At 73.7% G+C, this 22,016-nt stretch carries 23 protein-coding genes, 2 tRNA genes and 1 pseudogene; 5 read left to right on the top strand and 21 right to left on the bottom strand.

From position 1 onward, the window contains the following. Positions 1-47: 47 nt before the first annotated feature. From ruvB to JOE43_RS10790, 14 genes are all read right to left on the bottom strand, one after another. Complete coding sequence (gene ruvB, locus JOE43_RS10855) at positions 48-1,073, bottom strand: Holliday junction branch migration DNA helicase RuvB (protein WP_209517694.1); 1,026 nt, start codon at positions 1,071-1,073, stop codon at positions 48-50. After that, positions 1,070-1,684, bottom strand: a complete 615-nt coding sequence (gene ruvA / locus JOE43_RS10850; RefSeq protein ID WP_209517693.1) for a Holliday junction branch migration protein RuvA — start codon at positions 1,682-1,684, stop codon at positions 1,070-1,072. Before ruvA ends, ruvB begins: the two co-directional genes overlap by 4 nt. Beyond that, a complete protein-coding gene (ruvC, locus tag JOE43_RS10845; protein WP_209519184.1) occupies positions 1,681-2,283 on the bottom strand; it encodes a crossover junction endodeoxyribonuclease RuvC in 603 nt (200 codons plus the stop codon). Before ruvC ends, ruvA begins: the two co-directional genes overlap by 4 nt. 13 nt (positions 2,284-2,296) lie before the next feature. Further along, positions 2,297-3,064 (bottom strand): YebC/PmpR family DNA-binding transcriptional regulator, encoded by a 768-nt coding sequence (locus tag JOE43_RS10840; protein ID WP_167259142.1) that lies wholly within the window; start codon positions 3,062-3,064, stop codon positions 2,297-2,299. A gap of 62 nt (positions 3,065-3,126) precedes the next feature. Next, complete coding sequence (gene pdxT, locus JOE43_RS10835; protein ID WP_209517690.1) at positions 3,127-3,750, bottom strand: pyridoxal 5'-phosphate synthase glutaminase subunit PdxT; 624 nt, start codon at positions 3,748-3,750, stop codon at positions 3,127-3,129. Then, entirely contained in the window at positions 3,740-4,678 is a 939-nt protein-coding gene (pdxS, locus tag JOE43_RS10830; protein ID WP_056054631.1) for a pyridoxal 5'-phosphate synthase lyase subunit PdxS, read from the bottom strand. Before pdxS ends, pdxT begins: the two co-directional genes overlap by 11 nt. Positions 4,679-4,703: 25 nt before the next feature. Next, positions 4,704-5,288 carry an HIT domain-containing protein gene (locus tag JOE43_RS10825; RefSeq protein WP_209517688.1) on the bottom strand — a complete coding sequence of 195 codons (585 nt, stop codon included), beginning with the start codon at positions 5,286-5,288 and terminating at the stop codon, positions 4,704-4,706. Between the two features lie 44 nt (positions 5,289-5,332). Then, on the bottom strand, positions 5,333-7,369 hold the full coding sequence (gene thrS / locus JOE43_RS10820; protein WP_209517685.1) for a threonine--tRNA ligase: 2,037 nt from the start codon (positions 7,367-7,369) through the stop codon (positions 5,333-5,335). A gap of 65 nt (positions 7,370-7,434) precedes the next feature. Then, complete coding sequence (gene sufU / locus JOE43_RS10815) at positions 7,435-7,881, bottom strand: Fe-S cluster assembly sulfur transfer protein SufU (RefSeq protein WP_209517683.1); 447 nt, start codon at positions 7,879-7,881, stop codon at positions 7,435-7,437. Next, the gene (locus tag JOE43_RS10810) at positions 7,878-9,245 is read right to left on the bottom strand and encodes an aminotransferase class V-fold PLP-dependent enzyme (protein ID WP_209517681.1); all 1,368 of its coding nucleotides are present in this window, start codon (positions 9,243-9,245) and stop codon (positions 7,878-7,880) included. The genes sufU and JOE43_RS10810 overlap by 4 nt, the downstream gene beginning before the upstream one ends. Positions 9,246-9,357: 112 nt before the next feature. Continuing rightward, entirely contained in the window at positions 9,358-10,170 is an 813-nt protein-coding gene (locus tag JOE43_RS10805) for an amino acid ABC transporter ATP-binding protein (RefSeq protein ID WP_245187141.1), read from the bottom strand. Then, the gene (locus tag JOE43_RS10800) at positions 10,157-10,819 is read right to left on the bottom strand and encodes an amino acid ABC transporter permease (RefSeq protein ID WP_056054613.1); all 663 of its coding nucleotides are present in this window, start codon (positions 10,817-10,819) and stop codon (positions 10,157-10,159) included. Before JOE43_RS10800 ends, JOE43_RS10805 begins: the two co-directional genes overlap by 14 nt. A 3-nt stretch (positions 10,820-10,822) precedes the next feature. After that, positions 10,823-11,701, bottom strand: a complete 879-nt coding sequence (locus tag JOE43_RS10795; protein WP_209517679.1) for an amino acid ABC transporter substrate-binding protein — start codon at positions 11,699-11,701, stop codon at positions 10,823-10,825. 55 nt (positions 11,702-11,756) lie between these two features. Then, a complete protein-coding gene (locus JOE43_RS10790; protein ID WP_209517677.1) occupies positions 11,757-12,545 on the bottom strand; it encodes an NRDE family protein in 789 nt (262 codons plus the stop codon). A gap of 188 nt (positions 12,546-12,733) precedes the next feature. Here JOE43_RS10790 and coaBC point away from each other — a divergent pair, with 188 nt between their 5' ends. After that, positions 12,734-13,984 (top strand): bifunctional phosphopantothenoylcysteine decarboxylase/phosphopantothenate--cysteine ligase CoaBC, encoded by a 1,251-nt coding sequence (gene coaBC / locus JOE43_RS10785; protein WP_307803428.1) that lies wholly within the window; start codon positions 12,734-12,736, stop codon positions 13,982-13,984. Positions 13,985-14,056: 72 nt separating this feature from the next. On the opposite strand, the pseudogene JOE43_RS15685 reads toward coaBC, so the two are convergent. After that, a pseudogene (locus tag JOE43_RS15685) lies at positions 14,057-14,836 on the bottom strand (DUF817 domain-containing protein); the annotation flags it as partial. A gap of 127 nt (positions 14,837-14,963) precedes the next feature. On the opposite strand from JOE43_RS15685, the gene JOE43_RS10780 reads away from it, so the two are divergent. After that, the gene (locus tag JOE43_RS10780; protein WP_056054607.1) at positions 14,964-15,251 is read left to right on the top strand and encodes a hypothetical protein; all 288 of its coding nucleotides are present in this window, start codon (positions 14,964-14,966) and stop codon (positions 15,249-15,251) included. A gap of 21 nt (positions 15,252-15,272) precedes the next feature. Here the strand turns inward: JOE43_RS10780 and JOE43_RS10775 are convergent, their stop codons facing one another. From JOE43_RS10775 to JOE43_RS10755, 5 genes are all read right to left on the bottom strand, one after another. After that, entirely contained in the window at positions 15,273-16,397 is a 1,125-nt protein-coding gene (locus JOE43_RS10775) for an ABC transporter ATP-binding protein (RefSeq protein ID WP_209517673.1), read from the bottom strand. Beyond that, the gene (locus JOE43_RS10770; RefSeq protein WP_307803328.1) at positions 16,394-17,254 is read right to left on the bottom strand and encodes an ABC transporter permease subunit; all 861 of its coding nucleotides are present in this window, start codon (positions 17,252-17,254) and stop codon (positions 16,394-16,396) included. The genes JOE43_RS10775 and JOE43_RS10770 overlap by 4 nt, the downstream gene beginning before the upstream one ends. Beyond that, the gene (locus JOE43_RS10765) at positions 17,251-18,174 is read right to left on the bottom strand and encodes an ABC transporter permease (protein WP_374073032.1); all 924 of its coding nucleotides are present in this window, start codon (positions 18,172-18,174) and stop codon (positions 17,251-17,253) included. The genes JOE43_RS10770 and JOE43_RS10765 overlap by 4 nt, the downstream gene beginning before the upstream one ends. A gap of 2 nt (positions 18,175-18,176) precedes the next feature. Beyond that, complete coding sequence (locus JOE43_RS10760; protein ID WP_192127696.1) at positions 18,177-19,304, bottom strand: ABC transporter substrate-binding protein; 1,128 nt, start codon at positions 19,302-19,304, stop codon at positions 18,177-18,179. Positions 19,305-19,458: 154 nt separating this feature from the next. Then, positions 19,459-20,169 (bottom strand): YqjF family protein, encoded by a 711-nt coding sequence (locus JOE43_RS10755; protein WP_209517671.1) that lies wholly within the window; start codon positions 20,167-20,169, stop codon positions 19,459-19,461. Positions 20,170-20,214: 45 nt separating this feature from the next. On the opposite strand from JOE43_RS10755, the gene JOE43_RS10750 reads away from it, so the two are divergent. Together JOE43_RS10750 and JOE43_RS10745 are read left to right on the top strand one after the other, a co-directional pair. Continuing rightward, positions 20,215-20,424, top strand: coding sequence for a hypothetical protein (locus JOE43_RS10750; RefSeq protein WP_209517669.1), 210 nt, complete (start codon positions 20,215-20,217; stop codon positions 20,422-20,424). A 113-nt stretch (positions 20,425-20,537) separates the two neighbouring features. Next, positions 20,538-21,566, top strand: a complete 1,029-nt coding sequence (locus tag JOE43_RS10745; RefSeq protein ID WP_209517668.1) for a carboxypeptidase-like regulatory domain-containing protein — start codon at positions 20,538-20,540, stop codon at positions 21,564-21,566. Positions 21,567-21,673: 107 nt separating this feature from the next. On the opposite strand, the gene JOE43_RS10740 is transcribed toward JOE43_RS10745, so the two are convergent. Further along, positions 21,674-21,746, bottom strand: a tRNA-Val gene (locus tag JOE43_RS10740). A 173-nt stretch (positions 21,747-21,919) separates the two neighbouring features. On the opposite strand from JOE43_RS10740, the gene JOE43_RS10735 reads away from it, so the two are divergent. Continuing rightward, a tRNA-Gly gene (locus JOE43_RS10735) sits at positions 21,920-21,991 on the top strand. The last annotated feature ends 25 nt before the right edge of the window (positions 21,992-22,016 follow it).

Raw genomic sequence — 22,016 nt, 5'->3', positions numbered from 1 at the left:
TCGGCGGCGGTGCTGCGGGGGCCCCTGGCCTCACCGACCTCCGGAGATCATAGTTCATCGCCGAACAGCGCTCCTGAGCCGCGCGACAGGCCGAAGTGCCGCCAGGCCGTCGCGGTGGCCACCCGCCCGCGCGGGGTCCGGACGAGGAGTCCCACCCGGACGAGGAAGGGCTCGACGACCGACTCGATCGTGTCGGCCTCCTCGCCCACGGAGACCGCGAGGGTGCCGAGACCGACGGGCCCGCCGTCGAACCGGGTCAGGATGGTCCTGACGACCTCGCGGTCGAGGCGGTCGAGCCCCAGGTCGTCGACGTCGTAGAGCTCCAGCGCCGCCCTGACCGTCGCGAGGTCGGCGTCGCGGCCGTGGACGAGGGCGTAGTCGCGCACCCGGCGCAGCAGGCGGTTGGCGATGCGCGGGGTGCCGCGGCACCGGCCGGCGATCTCTGCCAGGGCCTCGCCGTCGACCGCGATGCCGAGGAGCGAGGCAGCACGTCGGAGCACCTCCGCGAGCTCGGCCTCGTCGTAGAACTCGAGGTGGGCCGTGAACCCGAAGCGGTCCCGGAGCGGGTTCGGGAGCATCCCGCTGCGCGTCGTCGCTCCGACCAGGGTGAAGGGCGAGAGCTCGAGGGGGATGCTCGTGGCGCCCGCGCCCTTGCCGACCATGATGTCGATGCGGTAGTCCTCCATGGCGAGGTAGAGCATCTCCTCCGCGGAGCGCGCCATGCGGTGGATCTCGTCGATGAAGAGGACCTCGCCGGGCACCAGGGCCGAGAGCACCGCGGCGAGGTCGCCCGCGTGCTGGATCGCCGGGCCGGACGACATGCGGAGGGGGCGGCCGCTCTCGTGCGCCACGATCATCGCCAGGGTCGTCTTGCCGAGCCCGGGCGGGCCGGCCAGGAGGATGTGGTCGGGCGAGCGACCCTGCATCGCGGCGGCCTTGAGGAGCAGCTCCAGCTGCCCTCGCACCTTCGCCTGGCCGACGAACTCGCCGAGGGAGGTGGGCCGGAGGGCTCCCTCGAAGGCGAGCTCCGCCTCCGACTCGACGGTGGGGCGGGTCAGGTCGGCGTCGGTCACGAGCGGGCGCCGAGCGACTTCTGCGGCCCGAGGTGGCCGAGCGCCGCCCGGAGCAGCTGGGGCACCGCCGCCGTGACGTCGTCGCCCCGGGCGGCCACGACCGAGTCGATCGCCGACTGGGCCTCGCGCTCCGACCAGCCGAGGCCGACGAGCGCGACGAGGACGTCGGCGGCCGTGCTGGAGGCGGCGGTCACGCTGGGGGGGGAGGCCGCGACGTCGAGCTTGCCGGCCAGCGACAGGACGATGAGCTTCGCCGTCTTCGGGCCGATGCCCGAGACGCGACGGAACGCCGCGTCGTCGTCGTCGGCGACGGCGTGGGCGACCTGCGACGGGCTGAGGTGCCCGAGCACTCCCTGGGCGCTCTTCGGGCCGACGCCCGTCACGCTGCGGAGCAGGTCGAAGACCTCGAGCTCCTCGCGGTCGGCGAAGCCGAAGAGGGAGAGGTCGTCTTCTCGGACGACGAGGGCGGTGTGGAGCATCGCCGTCTCGCCGGGCCGCAGGGTCAGGGCGAGCTGGGCCGTGACGCCGACGCGGAGGCCCACTCCCCCGACCTCGACGACGACGGTCGTCCCGGAGGCGGACAGCACGGTTCCCCGGACGGACGAGATCATGCCCCCAGCCTAGGAGCCCGCTGACGCTTCTCCGCGTCGCGCCACGCCCGCTGGGCGGGCGTCAGCCCGGCGCTCGTGCCGGCGCTGCCCGCCACCACCGACGCCGTCGGCACCGTGGTCGTCCGCCCGTCACGACGCCAGGCGTGGCAGATCGCGATGGCCAGCGCGTCCGCGGCGTCGGCCGGACGCGGCGGCTCGGCGAGGCCGAGCAGCCGGGCCACCATCGCGGCGACCTGGGCCTTGTCGGCGGACCCGTAGCCGGTGACGGCGGCCTTGACCTCGGAGGGGGTGTGCAGCGCCACGGGGATCGACCGCTCGGCGGCGGCGCGCAGCGCGAGCCCGCTGACCTGGGCGGTGCCCATGACGGTGCGGAGGTTGTCCTGCGCGAAGACGCGCTCGATCGCCATCGCGTCGGGCCGGTGCTCGTCGACGAGGGCCTCGATGCCCCGGCCGATCGTCATGAGCCGTTGCTCGAGGGGCTCGTCGACGCCCGACCGGACGACCGTGACGGCGACGAGGGTGGCGCGCCGCTGGGCGTCGACCTCGACCACGCCGACGCCGCAGCGCGTCAGGCCGGGGTCGATGCCGAGCACCCGCAGCGGCACGGCCTCCTCAGTCTTCGTCGTCGTCGTCGAGCGCCGCCTGAACGTCGGCGGGCACGTCGAAGTTGGCGTAGACGTTCTGGACGTCGTCGTCGTCGTCGAGCGCGTCGACGAGCTTGAACACCTTGCGGGCCGTCTCGAGGTCGACCTCGATCTTGAGGCCGGGCACGAACTCGACGTCGGCCGAGTCGTAGTCGATCCCGGCGTCCTGGAGCGCGGTGCGGGTGGGGACGAGGTCGGACGGCTCCGTCACGATCTCGAAGCCCTCACCGCGGTCGGTGACCTCCTCGGCGCCGGCGTCGAGGACGGCGGCGAGGACGTCGTCCTCCGTCAGCTCGTCGGTCTTCATGACCGCGATGACGCCCTTGCGGCTGAAGTTGTACGCGACGCTGCCGGGGTCGGCCATGGTGCCGCCGTTGCGCGACATGACCGTCCGGACGTTGGCGGCGGCCCGGTTCTTGTTGTCGGTGAGGCACTCGATCAGCAGGGCGACGCCGTTCGGGCCGTAGCCCTCGTACATGATCGTCTGGTAGTCGACGACCTCACCGCTGAGGCCCGCGCCGCGCTTGACCGCGCGGTCGATGTTGTCGTTCGGCACCGAGGTCTTCTTGGCCTTCTGCACCGCGTCGACCAGGGTCGGGTTGCCCGACATGTCGGCACCGCCCTGCTTGGCGGCGACCTCGATGTTCTTGATGAGCTTGGCGAACGACTTCGCGCGGCGGCTGTCGATGACGGCCTTCTTGTGCTTGGTCGTGGCCCACTTGGAATGCCCGGACACGGTGCTCCTTACCTACGGCAGATGATCCGGACCAGTGTACCGGCCGACGTCGGCCAGGGCGGTCAGCGCGAGCTGAAGGCCCGGGCCTTGTCGAGGAACCTCGCGTGGAACCGGTAGTCGGCCGTGACTTCGGGGTGGAACGCCGTGCCGAGCAGGGAGCCCTGCTCGACCGCGACCACACGGCCGTCGTCGAGCACGCCCACCGCGGTGGCCAGGGCCCCGACCCGGTCGACCACCGGTGCGCGGATGAAGACGGCGTGCACGGGAGGACCGCCGATCACGGGCACGTCGAGGTCGGTCTCGAAGGAGTCGGTCTGCCCGCCGAACGCGTTGCGACGCACGGAGATGTCGAGACCGCCGATGGTGCGCTGGCCGGGCGTGCCGTCCACGACGTGGTCAGCCAGCATGATGAGCCCCGCGCAGGTGCCGTAGACCGGCAGGCCGCCGTCGACGGCGGCCCGGAGGGGCTCCGCCATGCCGAACGTCCGGGAGAGCTTGTCCATCACGGTGGACTCGCCGCCCGGGATGACCAGGCCAGAGACCGACGCGAGCTCGTCGGGCCGGCGGACGGGCACGGCCTCGGCCCCGAGCGCCGTGAGCACCGCGAGGTGCTCGCGGAAGTCGCCCTGGAGGGCGAGGACGCCCACCCGCGGGCCCCGCGCCTCCGTCGAGGGGCTACCAGCCACGCTCGGCGAGGCGGTGGGGCGCCGGCAGGTCGGGCACGTTGATGCCGACCATGGCCTCGCCCAGGCCGCGGGACGCGTCGGCCACGACCTGCGGGTCGTCGAAGAACGTGGTCGCCTTGACGATCGCGGCCGCCCGCTCCCGCGGGTTGCCCGACTTGAAGATGCCGGAGCCGACGAAGACGCCGTCGGCGCCGAGCTGCATCATGAGCGCGGCGTCGGCCGGGGTCGCGACGCCGCCGGCGGTGAAGAGGACGACGGGCAGCTTGCCCGTCGCGGCGATCTCGGCGACGAGCTCGTACGGAGCCTGGAGCTCCTTCGCGGCGACGTACAGCTCGTCCTTCGCGAGGCCCTTCAGCTGCGCGATCTCCTTCGAGATGGTGCGGATGTGCTTGGTCGCCTCGGAGACGTCGCCGGTACCGGCCTCGCCCTTCGAGCGGATCATGGCCGCGCCCTCGGTGATGCGGCGGAGGGCCTCGCCGAGGTTCGTCGCGCCGCAGACGAAGGGGACGGTGAAGTTCCACTTGTCGATGTGGTTGACGTAGTCGGCCGGGCTCAGGACCTCGGACTCGTCGATGTAGTCGACGCCGAGCGTCTGCAGGACCTGCGCCTCGACGAAGTGGCCGATGCGGGCCTTGGCCATGACGGGGATGGAGACGGCGGCGATGATCTCGTCGATCATGTCGGGGTCGCTCATCCGCGCGACGCCGCCCTGCGAACGGATGTCGGCGGGCACGCGCTCGAGGGCCATGACGGCGACGGCGCCGGCCTCCTCCGCGATCTTCGCCTGCTCGACGTCGACGACGTCCATGATCACGCCGCCCTTGAGCATCTCGGCGAGGCCGCGCTTGACGCGGTCGGAGCCGGTCGTGCCGGCGGCGGTCGACGAGGAGGCGGAGGTGGGGACGGAGGTCGGGGTGCTGTCGCTCATGATGCGCCTAGTTTAGGCGCACTCGTCAGGCTGCGGGCCCCGGTGACGCCGCCGGTGCCGAAGTGGCCTCGTCGCGCGGCCACGCCTCGGCGACGGCGGTGCGGACGTCGCCGAGCAGCTGCGTGATCGCCTTCGTCCCCGCGACGATGGGGAAGAAGTTCGAGTCGCCCGCGTAGCGCGGCACGACGTGCTGGTGGAGGTGAGCCGCGATGCCCGCCCCGCCGACGGCGCCCTGGTTCATGCCGAGGTTGAAGCCCTGGGCGTGGGAGACCTCCGTGAGCACGCGCATGGCCGTCTGCGTCAGCGCGCCGATCTCGGCGACCTCCTCCGGCGTCGCGAGGTCGTACGTGGAGACGTGCCGGTACGGGCAGACCAGCAGGTGACCCGGGTTGTAGGGGAACAGGTTGAGGAGGACGTAGGCGTGACGGCCCCGGGCGACGACCAGCGCCTCCTCGTCGGGCCGTGACGGCGCACGGCAGAACGGGCACGAGTCGTCGTCGTGCGCGCCCTGCCCGCCGGCGACGTAGACGGCCCGGTGGGGCGTCCAGAGCCGCTGGAAGGCGTCGGGCACGCCCGCGAAGTCGCCCGCCGACTCCCCGGGGGCGGGCAACGGGCCCTCTCCCCCGGAGCCGGCGGGCGTGCTCGCCGTCACCGTCAGACCTGGGCCTTCGTCTCGATCGCCTCGAGGATCTTCGCGACGGCGTCGGCGACGGGCACGCCGTTCTCCTGGGAGCCGTCGCGGTAGCGGAAGCTGACGGCCCCCGCGGCGCGGTCCTCCTCGCCGGCGATCAGCTGGAACGGCACCTTGGACTTCGTGTGGGTGCGGATCTTCTTCGGGAACCTGTCGTCGCCGTGGTCGACCTGGGCGCGGACGCCCTTCTCCCTCAGCTGCGCGACGACGCCGTCGAGGTAGTCGCCGTACTCGTCGGCCACCGGGATCGCGACGACCTGCACGGGCGAGAGCCAGACCGGGAACGCCCCGGCGTAGTGCTCCGTGAGCACGCCGAAGAACCGCTCGATGGTGCCGAAGAGGGCGCGGTGGATCATGACCGGGCGCTGGCGCGTGCCGTCGGCGGCCGCGTACTCGAGCTCGAACCGCTCGGGCAGGTTGAAGTCGAGCTGCACCGTCGACATCTGCCAGGTGCGGCCGATGGCGTCGCGGGCCTGGACGGAGATCTTCGGGCCGTAGAACGCGGCTCCGCCCGGGTCGGGCACCAGCTCGAGACCGGACTCCTCCGCGACCTCGCGGAGGGTCGACGTCGCGGTCTCCCAGATGTCGTCGTCGCCGACGTACTTCTCCGGGTCCTTCGTGCTGAGCTCGAGGTAGAAGTCGGTGAGGCCGTAGTCGCGGAGCAGCGACAGCACGAACGCGAGCGTGCCGGTCAGCTCCTCCTTCATCTTCTCGCGGGTCGTGAAGATGTGGGCGTCGTCCTGGGTCATGCCGCGGACGCGCGTCAGGCCGTGGATGACGCCGGACTTCTCGTTGCGGTAGACCGTGCCGAACTCGAAGAGCCGGAGCGGCAGGTCGCGGTAGGAGCGCGGCTGCGACCGGTACGCGAGGATGTGCATCGGGCAGTTCATGGGCTTGAGGTAGTAGTCGGCGCCCTGACGCGTGACCTCGCCCTCGTCGTTGCGCGCCTCGTCGAGCTTCATCGCCGGGAACATGCCGTCCTTGTACCAGCCGAGGTGGCCGGAGGTCTCGAACAGGCTGGCCTTCGTGATGTGCGGCGTGTAGACGAAGTCGTAGCCGGCGGCCTCGTGGCGCCGTCGCGAGTAGTCCTCCATCTCCCGGCGGATGATGCCGCCCTTCGGGTGGAAGATCGCGAGCCCGGAGCCGATCTCGTCCGGGAACGAGAACAGGTCGAGCTCGACGCCGAGCTTGCGGTGGTCGCGCTTGGCGGCCTCCTCGAGGCGGGCCTGGTAGGCCCGCAGCTCGTCCTTCGTGGGCCAGGCCGTGCCGTAGATGCGCTGCAGCTGGGGGTTCTTCTCCGAGCCGCGCCAGTAGGCGGCGGCCACGCGCATCAGCTTCGTGGCGTTGCCGAGGAGTCGCGTGCTCGGCAGGTGAGGACCGCGGCAGAGGTCGTACCAGACCACGTCGCCGGTCTTCGGGTCGACGTTGTCGTAGACGGTGAGCTCGGCTCCCCCGACCTCGACGGACTCGCCGTCGTCGCCGACGCCGTCGGTGCCGCCCTTCAGCCCCACCAGCTCGAGCTTGTAGGGCTCGTCGGCCAGGAGCTCCCGGGCCTCCGCCTCGGTCACGACGCGGCGACGGAAGCGCTGGCCCTGGCGGATGATCCGCTCCATGCCCTTCTCGATCGCCTTGAGGTCGTCGGGCGTGAACGGCTCCGCGACGTCGAAGTCGTAGTAGAAGCCGTCGGTGACGGGCGGGCCGATGCCGAGCTTGGCCTCCGGGTTGATCGTCTGCACCGCCTGCGCCATCACGTGGGCCGCCGAGTGCCGGAGGATCGAGAGACCGTCCGGCGAGCCGACGAGCACCGGCTCGACGACGTCGCCGGCGTGCACCTCGGACGCGAGGTCGCGGAGTTCTCCCGCCACGCGGAGCGCCACGACGGCCTTGTCGGTGAACAGCTCGAGGCCGGTCGTCGTCTGCGTGACCTCGACCGTCTCCGGGCGGGCGGGGGCGACGCTGTCGGGGGTGACGCTGGCGTCGGGGGCAGGCTGGTCAGACACGGTCGTGTGCTCCTTGGCGTTCGGGGGACGGCGGCCAGTTTAGCGGCGGCCGACGCCCCTCCCCGCTACGCGGCGAGCTCGACGGCGCAGGCCTCCGCCGCCACCCAGGCGAGCATGCCGCACTTGACGCGCATGACGAACTTCGAGACGCCGTGGAAGGCGACCGCGTCGCCGAGCAGCTCGTCGTCGGGTTCGCCGGCCCCCCGTGACCGCATCATGTCGCGGAAGGCGCCCACCCGGACCCGCAGCTCGTCGAGCGTCAGGCCCGGCGCGACGTCGGCGAGGACGGACGCTGAGGCCATCGAGATGCTGCAGCCGGCGCCCTGCCAGCGCAGCGACTCGACGCGGTCCGTGCCGGGGACGAGCGCGACGCGCACGGTGATCTCGTCGCCGCAGGTGGGGTTCCGTTCGTAGTGCTCCGCACCGGCCCCGGCCAGGTCGCCGTCGCCGTGCCGCGCCTTGGCGTGGTCGAGGATCACCTGCTGGTAGAGGGAGTCGAGGGCGCCGCTCATCGGTCGCCCTCCCCGGCCGGGGCCGTCACGGCGTCGTCCGCGCCGAAGTACGCGCGGACCCCGGCGACCCCGACCAGCAGCCGCGCCACGTCCTCCGTGGTCGTGTACAGGTACGTGCTCGCCCTCGTGGTGGCGGTGACGCCGAGCCGGCGGTGCAGCGGCTGCGCGCAGTGGTGCCCGACGCGCACCGCGATGCCCTGGGCGTCGAGGTACTGCCCGACGTCGTGGGCGTGGACGCCGTCCACGACGAAGCTGGCGAGGCCCGAGCGGGCGACGCCCGCGGGCGGCCCCACGACCCGGACGCCGGGGATCGCGGAGAGGCCCGTGACGAGCGACTCGGCCAGCGCCTCCTCGTGCTGCTGCACGCGGTCGAGCCCGACGGCCTGGAGGTACCGGACGGCCTCGGCGAGGGCGACGGCCTGCGAGACGGGCTGCGTGCCGGCCTCAAAGCGCTGGGGGGCGGGCAGGTACTCGGCCGAGTCGAGCGTGACGGTGGTGATCATCGACCCGCCCGTGCGGAAGGGCGGCAGCGCCCCCAGCAGCTCCGCCCTCCCCCAGAGCACCCCGATGCCGGTGGGCCCGAGCATCTTGTGGCCCGAGAAGGCGAGGAAGTCGACGTCGAGGGCGCGGACGTCGACGGGGCGGTGGGGCACCGACTGGCAGGCGTCGAGCACGACGAGGGCCCCGACGGCGTGCGCGAGCGCGACGACCTCGTCGACGGGGGCGACCAGCCCGGTGACGTTCGAGACGTGGGCGACGGCGACGACGCGCGTCCGCGGCCCGATCACGGCCGCGGCGTCGGCGGCCGTCCACACGCCGTCGTCGTCGACCGCGACGGCGCGGAGCACGGCGCCCGTCACGGCCGCTAGCTCCTGCCACGGCACGAGGTTGGCGTGGTGCTCCGCCTCGGTGACGACGATCTCGTCGCCGGGCCGCAGGGCGAACCGTCGGGCGGGCTCGCCGCCGCGGCCGTGGGTCGCGTTCGCCATGCCGTAGGCCACGAGGTTCAGGGCGTCCGTGGCGTTCGCCGTCCAGACGACCTCGTCCGCGGAGGCGCCGAGCAGGCCGGCCACGGTCTCCCGCGCCTCCTCGAAGGCCTCCGTCGCCAGGGCCGCGAGCGTGTGCGCGCCGCGGTGCACGGCCGAGTTGGTCGTCTCGAGGAAGGCCCGCTCCGCGTCGAGCACGGCACGGGGCCGCTGCGCGGTCGCCCCGGAGTCGAGGTACGCCAGCGGCTCCCCCGACACCTCCTGCGCGAGGAGCGGGAAGTCGGCGCGGAGACGGGCGGCCTCGTCGTCGGAGAGCGGCCCGCGGGAGGCGGTCGTCGCGGCGGCCCGAGGGCCGGCGGTCGTAGAGGTGGTGGTCACGGTGTCCCTTCTCGCCGATCGTACCGAGGGTCGACCACGGCACCGTCGTGCAACGACACGGGGGCGCCCCGTGTTCCCGGGGGCCGCCCGCCGTGATGATGCCGGGTCGGCGTCAGTCGTCGAGCGGCCGCAGCACCCGCCGGAGGAACTGCTGCGTGCGCGCCTCGCGGGGGCGGTTGAGGACGTCGGCCGGCGTGCCGCGCTCGACCACGACGCCGTCGTCCATGAAGACGACCTCGTCGGCCACCCGCCGGGCGAACTCGAGCTCGTGGGTGACGACGATCATCGTCCACCCCTCCTCGGCGAGCTCCTTCACGACGGTGAGCACGTCGCCGACGAGCTCGGGGTCGAGGGCGGAGGTCGGCTCGTCGAAGAGCAGCAGCTCGGGCCGGAGAGCGAGCGCGCGCACGATGCCGACGCGCTGCTGCTGCCCGCCGGAGAGCTCGACGGGGTAGGCGTCCTCCCGGCCGCCGAGGCCCACCCGCGCGAGCAGTCCGCGGGCCTCGCTCCGCGCCTCCTCGGGGTCCCGCCCCTGGACGCGGATCGGCCCCTCGACGACGTTCTGCAGCACGGTCATGTGCGGGAAGAGGTTGAAGTGCTGGAACACCATCGACGACCGGTCGCGCAGGGCGAGCAGCTCTCGCTTCGACGCCCCGGCCCCGAAGTCGAGCACCTGTCCGGTCGAGAGGGCGACGGTGCCGCCGTCGGGCACCTCGAGGCTGTTGAGCGACCGCAGCACGGTGGTCTTGCCCGAGCCGGAGGGCCCGATGATCGCGACCACACGGCCGCGGCGGACGGCGAGGTCGATGCCCTTCAGGACGGCCGTGCCCCCGAAGGACTTCGTGAGGCCGGTCACCGTCAGCACGGCAGGGCCTGCCGAGGAGGCGCGGGCGGGGCCGGCGGCGGAGGCGTCAGCGGGCGACATGGCGGTCCAGCTTCTTCTCGAGGGCGCCCTGGCCGGTCGACAGGGCGAGGCAGATGACCCAGTAGACCAGCGCGGCCTCGAGGTACAGCAGCATGAACTCGTTCGAGACCGTCGCGATCTGCTGCGCCTGCCGGAACAGCTCGGTGACGAGGATCAGCGAGGCGAGCGACGTGTCCTTCACGAGCGAGATGAACGTGTTCGAGAGCGGGGGCACGGAGACGCGCGCCGCCTGCGGCAGCACGACCCGGCGCAGCGCGAGCGAGCGCGACATGCCGATCGTGTGCGCCGCCTCCCACTGGCCGCGCGGCACGGACTGGATCGCCGCCCGGATCACCTCGGCGCCGTAGCCGCCCACGTTGAGCGAGAACGCGATGATCGCGCTGGGCCAGGGGTCGAGGCGCACGCCGATCGACGGCAGCCCGTAGAAGACCACGAACAGCTGCACGAGGAGCGGCGTGCCCCGGATCACCGAGACGAAGACGCGGGCCGGCCAGCGCAGCCAGCGCGTCGGCGACAGCCGCATGAGGGCGACCACCAGGGCGATCACGAGCCCGATCGCCATGGAGGCGAGGGCGAGCGGGATCGAGGCCACGAGGGCGCCCGACACGATCGGCCAGAGCGACCGCCAGAAGAGGTCGGACGACGGCACGGGCTACTCGCTGACGTCGCTGCCGAAGTACTTCTCGGAGATCGAGGCGAGCGTGCCGTCGGCACGCAGCTCGTCGAGGGCGTCGTCGATGGCGGCGACGAGGTCGTCGGACCCCTTCGCGACCACGAAGGCGCTCTCGGACACGTCGTCGGTGGTGGCGCCGACCTTGACCGCGGCCGCGGCCGTCGGGTCGGTCTGCTGGTAGTCGAGGAAGGTCAGCTCGTCGTTGACCGTGGCGTCGATGCGGCCCTGCTCGAGGAGCGCGATCGACTGCGCCCAGCCCTCGACGACCTCGACGTCGGCGCCGGCGTCCTTCGCGGTCGTGTACCAGTTGCTCGACTGCGACTGGGCGGTGGTCTTGCCGTCGAGGTCGGCGAGCGACGTGATCGAGGTGTCGTCGGCGGGCACGATGACGACGCCGCGGCTCACCGTGTACGGGGCGGAGAAGTCGTACTTGGCCTCGCGCTCGTCGGTGATCGAGACCTGGTTGGCGATGAGGTCGAAGCGGCCCGCGTCGAGGCCCGCGAAGATCGCGTCCCACTGGGTCTCCTGGAACTCGGGCGTGACGCCGAGCTTCTCCGCGACCGCGGTGACGACGTCGACGTCGTAGCCGGTGAGAGCGCCGGAGCCGTCCTCGTGGAAGGTGAACGGCTTGTAGGTGCCCTCGGTGCCGACGACGAGCTTCCCGGCGTCCTGCACGTCGGCGAGGGTCGTGCCCTCCCCCGCCGCGGCGGTGCTGCTGCCGGTCGGCGCGCTGACCACGCCGTCGGTCGACGCGGGGGCGCAGGCGCTGAGGCCGAGCACGGAGGCGGCGACGACGCCGGTGAGGGCGACGGTGCGGGCGGTGCGGGCGAGGCGGGTGCGGGGCGCGGTGGTCTTCACGTCGGACTTCCTGGTCGGGGTGCTGCTGCGCCCGGGTCGGGCGAGGCTCCCGACACTAACGCCGCGGGGCCCCGGCTGATTCCCGATGACGCCGCGTCTCGTCGTCGAGCCTCACGTGCACGTGCCGGACGTCGTCGTCGGCGACCGCGACGAGGGAGAGCGACAACGACCCGAGCCAGCGGCCGTCGAGCAGGTCGGAGCGCACCAGGGCCTCCGGGTCGCGCTCGTCGAGCGCCGTGCTCTCGCGGAGCACGTCGAGCCACGGCTCCCACGAGGAGCCCGCGTCGGCGACGGCGTCGAGATCGCCGAGCCCGTCCGCCCCGCTCTCGGGCGGCGGCCCCGTGGGCGCCTCAGCCGTGCGGAACCGCGGGGCCCAGCGAGCCACGCGCGGCACCGACGGGTCGTCGACCGCTCCGTGCGTGAGGACGTGCACCCCCGGGGCGAGGCGCTCGGCCCGGAGCAGGGAGCCGTCCCACGAGGTCACCAGCGCCCCCTCCCGGTCCGCGGTGAGGAGCGTGAAGGGACGCTGGCGCGGGCGGCCGGCGGGCACGTCGCCGTCGGCCGCCGCGCGGAGCGGCAGGACCCCGCGGGTCTCCCACCCGCCCTCCGGCTCCGGCGGCCGCTCGTGCCGGTTGAGGACGACGGAGGCGCGGGCCGGGCCCGTCGCCGTGGCCAGCCAGGCCCCGCCGGCCTCCCGGTCGTGGACGCCCTGCACCCGCTCGCCGAGCTCGGGCCACCAGGCGGCCGGAGGATCCCACGGGCGGTCGGCCGCCTCGTCGCGGAGGCCGAGGAACACCACGGGCCAGGGGCCGGACGGGGCGACGGAGACGACGACTGTGCACACGGAGAGGCTCCTCGGCCGGGTCGGGGGCGCGACCACCCCGGGATGGGGCATCGTGGAGGCAGCAACGCTACCGGGCCGCCGGCGCTTCCCCGACGGCCCCCGACGTCAGGGGAACCGTGACCGGACAGACCGACCGTGGCCAGCACCGACGAGACGACGAGGTCGAGGGCGCCCGGCGCCTCACGGTCGTGGTCGGCGTCTCGGGCGGGATCGCCGCGTACAAGGCGGTCAGCGTCGTCCGAGGCCTCGTCGTGCGGGGCCACGACGTCCACGTCGTCCCGACGGAGGCGGCGCTGCGGTTCGTGGGCCTGCCCACCTTCGAGGCCATCAGCCGCAACCCGGTGCACACCTCCGTCTTCGACGACGTCGCCCAGGTGCGCCACGTCGCGCTCGGCCAGGCGGCGGACCTCGTCGTCGTCGCGCCGGCGACGGCCCACACCCTCGCGGCGATCGCGCACGGGCTCGCCGACGACCTCCTCGGCACGACGATCCTCGCGAGCACGGCTCCCCTGGTCGTCGCCCCCGCCATGCACACCGAGATGTGGCGGAACGCCGCCACCGTCGCGAACGTCGAGCTGCTGCGCTCGCGGGGCGTGGTCGTGGTCGGCCCCGACGACGGGCCGCTCACCGGCGGCGACAGCGGGCCGGGTCGGCTCAGCGAGCCGGACGTGATCGTCGAGGCCGCGCTCGCGGCCGTCGCCGGGGCCGAGGAGGCGCACCCCCGTGACCTGGCCGGTCGCCGCGTCGTCGTGACGGCCGGCGGCACCCGCGAGCCCCTCGACCCCGTGAGGTTCCTCGGCAACCGGTCGAGCGGTCGACAGGGGCTCGCCCTGGCCCGGGCCGCTGCCTCCCGCGGAGCGGCCGTGACCCTCGTGGCCGCGCACCTGGACGACGACGTCGCCCGGGCGGCGGCGCTCCTCCCCGGCGTCGAGGTCGTGGCGGCGGGCACCGCGAGCGAGCTGCTCGACGCGACCACCGCCTCCTCGATCGGGGCCGACGTCGTCGTCATGGCGGCGGCGGTCGCCGACTACCGCCCCGTCGAGGTGGCCGCGTCGAAGATCCGCAAGGACGACCAGGGCGACGAGCTGACGCTCCGCCTGGTCAGGACGACCGACGTGCTCGCGGCCCTCAGCGCCTCACGGCCGGCCGACCAGGTCGTCGTCGGCTTCGCCGCCGAGACGGCCACGTCGCCCGGGGAGCTGCTCGACCTCGGGCGCCGGAAGCTGGCCCGCAAGGGCTGCGACCTGCTGGTGCTCAACCCGGTCGGCTGGTCGACCGGGTTCGGCACCGACGACTCCGACGTCGTCGTGCTGGGCGCCGGGGGCGACGAGGTCGGCCGCCTGGCCGGGACGAAGGACGAGGTGGCGCACCTCGTGCTCGACGCCGTCCTCGCGACGGGGCACCTCGACCTCGGCCTCGGCGGTGGCGGCGTCGCCTGAGGCGGCCGCCCGTGCCGCGGCGTCGTCGGCACGCTGGTGCAGCCAGATGACGAGCACCACGCTGAAGACGACGAGCACCGTCCACGAGCCGATCTTCGACGGGTGCACGATCGACCACCCGTCGGCCTGGGAGGCGTAGGCCCAGGCCCCGACGAGGGTCGCCGCGTTCTCCGCGAGCCAGATGAAGACGGCGATGAGCGCGAACGAGACGAGGAGCGGCATGCGACGGACCCTCCCCCGGACGGTGAAGGCGACCCGGTGCCGGCCTAGCAGGAGGACGGCCACCGCCATCAGCGGCCACCGGACGTCGGGCAGCCAGTGGTTCGTGAGGAAGTTCAGGTAGAAGGCGGCCGCGAGGGCCAGCGCCGGGCCCGTCCGGACGCGGTCGACCCGGAGGTCGAGGCGCCGCCAGGCCTGGCAGACGTAGCTCCCGACGGCTGCGTACATGAAGCCGCTGTAGAGCGGCACGTCGGCCACGCGGAGGACTCCCTCGTCGGGGTAGGACCACGAGCCGACGGCCACCTTGACCACCTCGAGGCCGAGGCCCAGGAGGTGGAAGGCGCAGATCACGAGCAGTTCGCGGCGGCTCTCGAGCCGCCCGACGACGAAGGCCGCCTGCACGGCGACGCACCAGACGAGCATCGCGTCGTACCGCGGGATCCCCACGTCGACGACCGAGGTGACGGCGAGGCCGACGAGCACGGCGACCGCGAACGCGCAGGAGAGGGCCTGCTGCACCGCGAAGGCGACGAGGTCGCGGAGGGCCTCGACGGCCCGGTCGAGGGACGGCGCTCGCCGACCGGGGGCCAGGGAGCCGGCGGGCAGGGGGCCGGAGGAGGGCGTGGCGGACATGTCGGCGACGCTACGGGCGGCGACGCCCGCCCCGGATCGGCCCGGAGGACCACCGTGGTCCTCCCCGCGGACGACCGCTCCTGCGCCCCGGGCTCGCCCGTTCACCTCGGTGTGCCACCATGCCCCCGTGAGCAAGAAGATCGATGCAGCCCTCAAGACCCTGGTCAAGGCCCTCGAGCACCACGGCGAGGTGATGGGAGACCGGCCGCTCTCGGCGAAGAAGGCGGGGCGCGCCACCGAGCGCGTGCGCCAGGCGGCCGCCGAGTACACGCTGGTCGTGGCCGACAAGACCGGTCAGCCGAACCCGTTCGTCGACTTCCTCGACCCCGAGACCGTGCGCTCGCTGCGGGGCGAGCGCGACGCCATCGCGGCGAAGAAGGGCACGGGCTCGACCGAGCCCTCGTCCTCCTCCTGACCCCGGGGGCCGCCGGCGCCGTCAGCCGAACGGCACGACGGCGACGGCCCGCGGCGTGAACGCCACGTGGACGGACTCGCCGACCTCGCGCCGCTCGTGCGCGCGGTGGTCGAGCACGACGACGTCGTCGGGCGACGTCCGGACCCTCGTGCGGCAGACCGCGCCGAGGAACGACACCGACTCGACGACGCCTGCGACCCCGCGGTCGGCGAACGTCACGTCCTCCGGGCGCACGTAGGCCCACGCCTCCCCGTCGTCCGGGGAGCCGACGGCGGCGACCTCCTGCCCGGGCAGCCGCACCCGCCCGTCGACGACCTCGGCCCGCAGCCGGTTGCTCGACCCGACGAACTCCGCGACGAACCGCGTCGCCGGCGCCGAGTACAGCTGCTCGGGCGTGCCGATCTGCTCGATCGCGCCGGCCCGCATCACGGCGACCCGGTCGGCGACGGCCAGGGCCTCCTCCTGGTCGTGCGTCACGAAGAGGGTCGCGATGGCGAGCTCGCGCTGCAGGCGACGGATCTCTTCCCGCAGCTGCACCCGCACCTGCGCGTCGAGCGCGCTGAGCGGCTCGTCGAGCAGCAGCACGCGGGGCCGCGTGACGAGCGCCCGGGCGAGCGCGACGCGCTGCTGCTGGCCGCCCGAGAGCTGGTGCGAGAACCGGCCGCCCAGCTCTCGGAGGCCCACCAGGTCGAGCATCTCGGCGGCGCGGGTCGCCCGCTCGGCCCGCGCCACGCGCCGGGTGCGGAGCCCGAACTCGACGTTCTGCTGCACCGTCAGGTGCGGGAAGAGCGAGTACGCCTGGAAGACCATGCCGACGTCCCGGCGGTGCGTCGGCACGTCGACGACGTCGCGCCCGTCCACCGTGATGCGGCCCTCGGTGACCGTCTCGAGCCCCGCGAGGGCGCGCAGTGCCGTCGTCTTGCCGCAGCCCGAGGGGCCGAGGAGCGCGACGAGCTCCCCCGGCGCGAGGTCGAGGTCGACACCGCGGAGCGCGACGTGGCCCGCGTACTCCTTGACCACGCCGCGGAGGGCGACCGCGGCGCCCGCGGTCGACGTCGTTCGGGCGCCCGCCGCGGCGGAGCCTCGACCGGTCGGTGACGGGGCCGAGGAGGCGGTGGTCGGGTCGACGGGGGCGGTGGCGGTCACGAGAGGGCCTTCCAGGCGGGAGCAGGGGCGGTGGCCGCGACGTCGCGGCCGGGGAGGACGGGGCGGCCCGCGCCGGCGGAGCCGACCCGTCCGACGACGGCGAGCAGCAGGAACGCGAGCAGGAGGGCGAGCAGGGCGAGGATGACGGCCGCGAAGGGGTCGCTGCGCGAGACCTGGACGAGCGACGTCTGCAGCGTCACCCGGTTCAGCAGGCTGGCGATCGTGTACTCGCCGAGGACGACGGCCACCGTGATGAACGCCGCGGCCAGGAGCCCGCGGCGGAGCGACGGCACCACCACGCGGAGGAGGGTCGCGACGCCGCCGGAGCCGAGGGTCCTGGCCGCCTCGGTGAGGGTGCGGAGGTCGGTGGCGGCCAGGTCGGCCTGGACGGCACGGTGCGCGTAGGGCAGGACGGTGACCCCGTAGGCCAGCGCGAGGGTCCAGGCCCCCGAGCCGGCGACCCGCGAGACGACCGAGTACACCGGGGCCAGCCCGACGACGAGCACGATCGCCGGCACCGTGACGGGCACGAGGCAGACGAACTCGAGGGGCCGCACCAGCGCCGGGTACCGCAGGTGCACGACGACCATCGTCGGCACGAGCAGCACGAGGACGAGCACGGCCGTCACCGCGGCGAGGACCAGGCTGTTCGTGACGCCCTCGACGAGGGAGCGGTACGCCCTCTCGTTCTCGGGGGCGGCGAGGGCGGCCCAGTGCCCCAGGTCGTGGCCCGTCCCGTCCGCCGAGCGGAGGGAGAACGCGACCATGGCCGCGATCGGGACGGCGAACACGGCGCCGACGACGACGAGGACGGCCTTCCGGAGCGCCGTGCCGTGGCCGTCGCGTCGGCGGGTCACCGCTGCCACCGCTCCGTGCGGCGCTGGAGCAGCGAGTAGAGGGTCATGAGCACGACCATGACGACGACCATGCCGAGCGCGAGCACGCCGGCGACGTTCTCGCGGCCCAGCACCGTCTCGCTGACCAGTGCCGCGCGGATCTGCAGGGGCACGATCTGGGCGCCCTGGCTGATCAGGGCCGCGGCCGTCGCGTACGAGGAGAAGGCGTTCGCGAAGAGCAGCAGCACGCTGCCGACGAAGGCCGGTGCGAGCACGGGCACGACGACGCGGAGCAGGTGCTCGCGCCGCGTCCCGCCCAGGGTGGCCACCGCCTCCTGCCACTGGGGCTTGAGCCCCGTGACGGCCGGCATGAAGGTGATCACCATGAGCGGCACCTGGAAGTAGACGTAGGGCAGCAGCAGCCCGGGCACCTGGTAGAACCAGACGCCGCCGGCGAAGACGTCGACGCCCAGCCGGGTGAGCAGCAGCTGCGTGACGACGCCCTGGATGCCGATGGTGGCCGTGAAGGCGAAGGCCAGCATGACGCCGCCGAACTGCGCGAGGACGCTCGCGGCGGAGTCGACGAGGCTGCGGACGAGGCCGTCCGGGCGGAGGGCGGTGAGCCCCCAGCAGACGACGGCGCCGACGACCGCGCCGACGACGGCGGTGATCCCCGACACGAGCGCGGAGCTCCCGAAGGCGCGGAGCACGAGGGGCTCGCCGAGGGCGGTGAGCGCCGAGAGGCTGGGGCGGCCGTCGCCCGTGACGAAGCCGGTGCCCAGCGCGACGACGCAGGGAACGGCGAGGAAGAGCAGGACGTAGACCGCGAACGGGGTCAGGGCCCACCACGCCGCCGGACGGCGCCGGGCCCGAGGGGGCCGGGCGCCGTCGAGGCGGTCGCGGTCGCCCGCGGGGGGCCTCCCCTCGACGAGCGCGACCACGATCAGCCGATCGCCTGCGCCCAGGTGCCGGCGAGCAGCGCGGAGGCGGCCTCGGTCTGCTCGGTCGTCAGCTGCACGGTGTCGGCCGGCTGCTCGCCGACGGCGTCGAGGGCGTCCTGGTCGACGGTGCCGGCCTCGGTCATCGCAGCCAGGCGCACGGGGTACGCCCCGGCGGCGAGGTACAGGTTCTGGGCCTCGTCGCTCATGATGAACTCCTGCCACAGGCGCGCGGCGGCGGGGTGGGGCGCGTCGACGTTGACGGCCTGGTTGTAGTAGCTGCCGAGCGCCGTCCCGGGCAGCACGGCCGTCCTCCAGTCGCGCCCTCCCGCGTCGGCCGCGGCCGCGAGGTTGTTGTAGCTCCAGTCGAAGACGACGGGCGTCTCGCCCGAGGCGATCGTGGCGGGGGTCGGGTCGGTGGGCAGGAAGTTGCCCGCGTCGGCGAGCTCGCCGAACCAGCTGACCCCGGCGCTGACGTCGTCGGCGCTGCCGCCGTCCTGGAGCGCCGCCCACTGGACGGCCGCCGCGGCCGCGCCGGCCTGGGTCGGGTCGCCGTTGATCGCGACCTTCCCCCTGTACTCGGAGCCCAGCAGGTCGTCGAGGGTCCCCGGCTCGGGCACGGCGTCCGCGTCGTAGCCGACGGACATCAGGCCCGTGTAGTCGTAGACCCAGGCGCCGTCCGCGTCCTTGTGGTCGTCGGCGATGTCGTCCCACGTCGCGACCTTGTACTTCGCGAACTGGTCGAGGTTCGCGAGCGTCACGGCCGAGCCGAGGTCGAAGACGTCGGGCGCGGTGTCCTGCCCGGCGAGGTTCTTCGCCGCCGTGATCTCCTCCGCGCTCGAGACGTCGGGGCTGTCGCTGTTGACCGTGATGTCGTACTCGGCCTCGAAGGCGTCGATGATCTTCCCGTAGTTGGCCCAGGTGTCGGGCAGGGCGATCACGTTGAGCTCGCCCTCGGCCTCGGCGGCCGCGACGAGGGCGTCCATGCCGCCGAGGTCCTCCGCGCTGGTGGCGGTCGCGGCCGTGCCGGAGGCGGCGTCGTCGCCCGCGGCGTCGGCAGCGGTGCAGCCGGCGAGGCCGAGGGCGAGGACGGTGAGCGCCGCGGCGGCGGCGAGGGGGCGGGTCGGGGTCACGGTGTCCTCCAGGTGCGGGGCCGCGGGCGGCCGCCGGTCGTGCGGCCGGTCGTGCTGACCGGCCCGCGAGCACCGTAGGGAGCGAGGACGACGAGGAGGCGGCGCCCCGGTGACGGGACGGTGGACGCCGGGTGGCCGTCCGAGCGGGCCGCCCTCAGCCCCGTGAGTAGCGGACGACGACGCCCGGCGACACCGTCACGCGGTCGGGCTCGCGCTCGGCGAGGCCGGGCAGGCCCGCCGCGGCCAGGAGCCCGTCGTCGAGGTGCGTGACCGTGCCCGTGCGGAAGGTCCACGGCTCGTGCGCGCGACGCCACCAGCCGGTGACTCCGCGGCGTGCGGTGTGGACCCCCCAGCGGTCGGAGAGGAACCTCGTCGTCTCGTCGGCGTCGGCCGTGCGCGGGGCGATCGTCTCGGGGACGAGGGCGACCCGGACGACCGAGCCCGCGCCTCCCGCCCGGCGCTGCGTGCGGTGGGCGACGTCGTCGTCGCGCACCCGGCTGCCGGCCCGGGCCCAGACGTAGGGCAGGCCGATCAGCCGAGCCGCGACCACGGCGGGCGCGTGCTGGGTGTCGATCGAGCGGTACGCGATGCCCCGACGGCCCTCGTCGTCGACGGTCGCGAGCTGGACGACGATCTCGGTCATGGTCCCGAGCCGCCCCAGGCGCGGCAGCGGCGGCACGGTGCTGTCGACGAACCGATAGGCGACGAGGCTCGCCCAGGCCGCCCCGTCGTGCAGGTCGGGCCTCGTGCCCCGGGGCACCAGCGGCACCGCGAGGGCAGGGTCGACCGCCCAGTGCAGGCCGACGACGTCGCGCCAGTCGTGCTGGGTGACGGGACGGTGCGGCAGCGGTGGGGCGGCGGGCATGCTCCGATGCTGCTCCCCCGGAGCGGGTGACGGTACGGTCACGGGATGAGCGACACGCCCCCTCCCGCCCCCACCACCGCGTCGTTGGCCATCACCGCCGGCATCGCCTTCCTCGGCCTCGTCTTCGCGGCGGAGGCGCTGCTCTCCCCCGACGGCTCGTGGGTGACCATCCTCGTGGGGTCGGTCATCGCCGTGGTCTACGGCGTGCGGACCGTGCTGGCGATCCGGCGACGGCGGGCCGCGAAGGAGCGCTGACCGCCGACGTCGGGTGCGGCGGGGGCGTCGCGGGCCTAGGCTCCTGCCACCGGAGGCCCGGACCCCGGCGGGCTCGGCACCGTGCCGGGCCGGTGCACGCACAGGGGGTCCCCGTGGACAGGTTCGTCGTCTCGCTCTCGCTCGTGGCCGCGGTCGGCCTCGGAGTTCTCGCTCCGGCCTCGGCCCAGGCCGCGCCTCCGCCCGCCGTGTCGTCGGCCGCCGCGGTGCCGGCCGCGACGGCGACGGGCTCGGTCTCCGTCCGGCTGCTGCGGTCGTCGGGCACGACCCTCGGCCTCCCGGGGGCCACGGTCCGCCTCGTGGGAGCCTGGCCCTTCGAGCGGGACGCGACCACCGACTCCACCGGGGCCCTGACCTTCGCCGACGTGCCCGTGGGCTCGCGCTACTGGGTCTCCGTGACCCCGCCGCCGACCGCCGGTCACGGTCGCCGGACACCGGTGATGACGACCGACCTCACAGTCCGGGCCGACGCACCGACGGCGGTCGACGTGACGCTCCCCGTCGGGGGCACCCTGGAGGGCCGGCTGGTCGGCCCGTGGCCCACGCCGCCGGCCGGGCTCACGGTCGAGGTCTACGGCAACCGGACCGGCACCTCCCTCACCTCCGTCACCGACGCCGAGGGGCGCTATTTCTTCTCCGGCATGCCCACCGACCTCTACACGGCCACGGTCGTGGCCGCCCCGGGTGCGGTGCCCACCGTGTGGCGACAGGACGTCGAGGCCGAGACCGCCACGACGTCGGCGAGCCACGTCGCCGCGGCTCCCCGGTACGTCCACACGACGTACGACCTCCAGGTCGTCGTCGACGAGCCCGACCCGGTGAACGCCCCGGGGCCGGACCTCGACGGCGCCGTCGTGACCATCACCGACACGGCGACCGGGGCCGTCATGACGCAGGCCCTCGACGCCACGAGCTCGCCCCGCAAGGTGGCTCAGTTCATCGTGCCGAGCGGTCGCTACACGATGGGCGTCGAGACGGCGTCGCACCAGCGCTGGTGGTGGGCGGGGCAGTACGTGCCCGTCCCGCTCGTGCGGAGCGCGGCGGAGGCGGTGCCGGTCTCGGTCACGTACGGGGCCGACCAGTCGACCGACGTGTTCCTGGCACCGCAGTCGTCCACGCCGTGACGGGCGCTTGGCCGTGATCACGGGCCAGGGCATGAAAAAAACCCCGGCGGACCGGGGTTCTGTCGACATGCTCTGTCGAGTGACGTTCTGTCGGGGGGTGTTCTGTGTGGGCGATACCGGGCTCGAACCGATGACCTCTTCCGTGTGAAGGAAGCGCGCTACCAACTGCGCCAATCGCCCCTGTGGGACTCGTCGATGCTAGTGCATCGGAGCGGCCCCGCGCCATTCGGGGCCCCGGCGCGGGCGGGTCCGACCCTGCTGATCAGGGCCCCTAAGACACGAACATGCCTCAATTTGTTTTCTGCCCCGGGTCTGGGTATTGTTCTTTTGCACGCAGAAATGCAAAGCGAAATGCGGATGTGGCGCAGTGGTAGCGCATCACCTTGCCAAGGTGAGGGTCGCGAGTTCGAATCTCGTCATCCGCTCGAGTGTAATGCTCACCAGAGGGTG

The organism is Frigoribacterium sp. PvP121, from assembly GCF_017833115.1.
Classification (GTDB): Bacteria; Actinomycetota; Actinomycetes; order Actinomycetales; family Microbacteriaceae; genus Frigoribacterium; species Frigoribacterium endophyticum.
The sequence above is the reverse complement of the archived record's forward strand: the minus strand, read 5'-3'. Positions and strand labels throughout refer to the sequence as shown.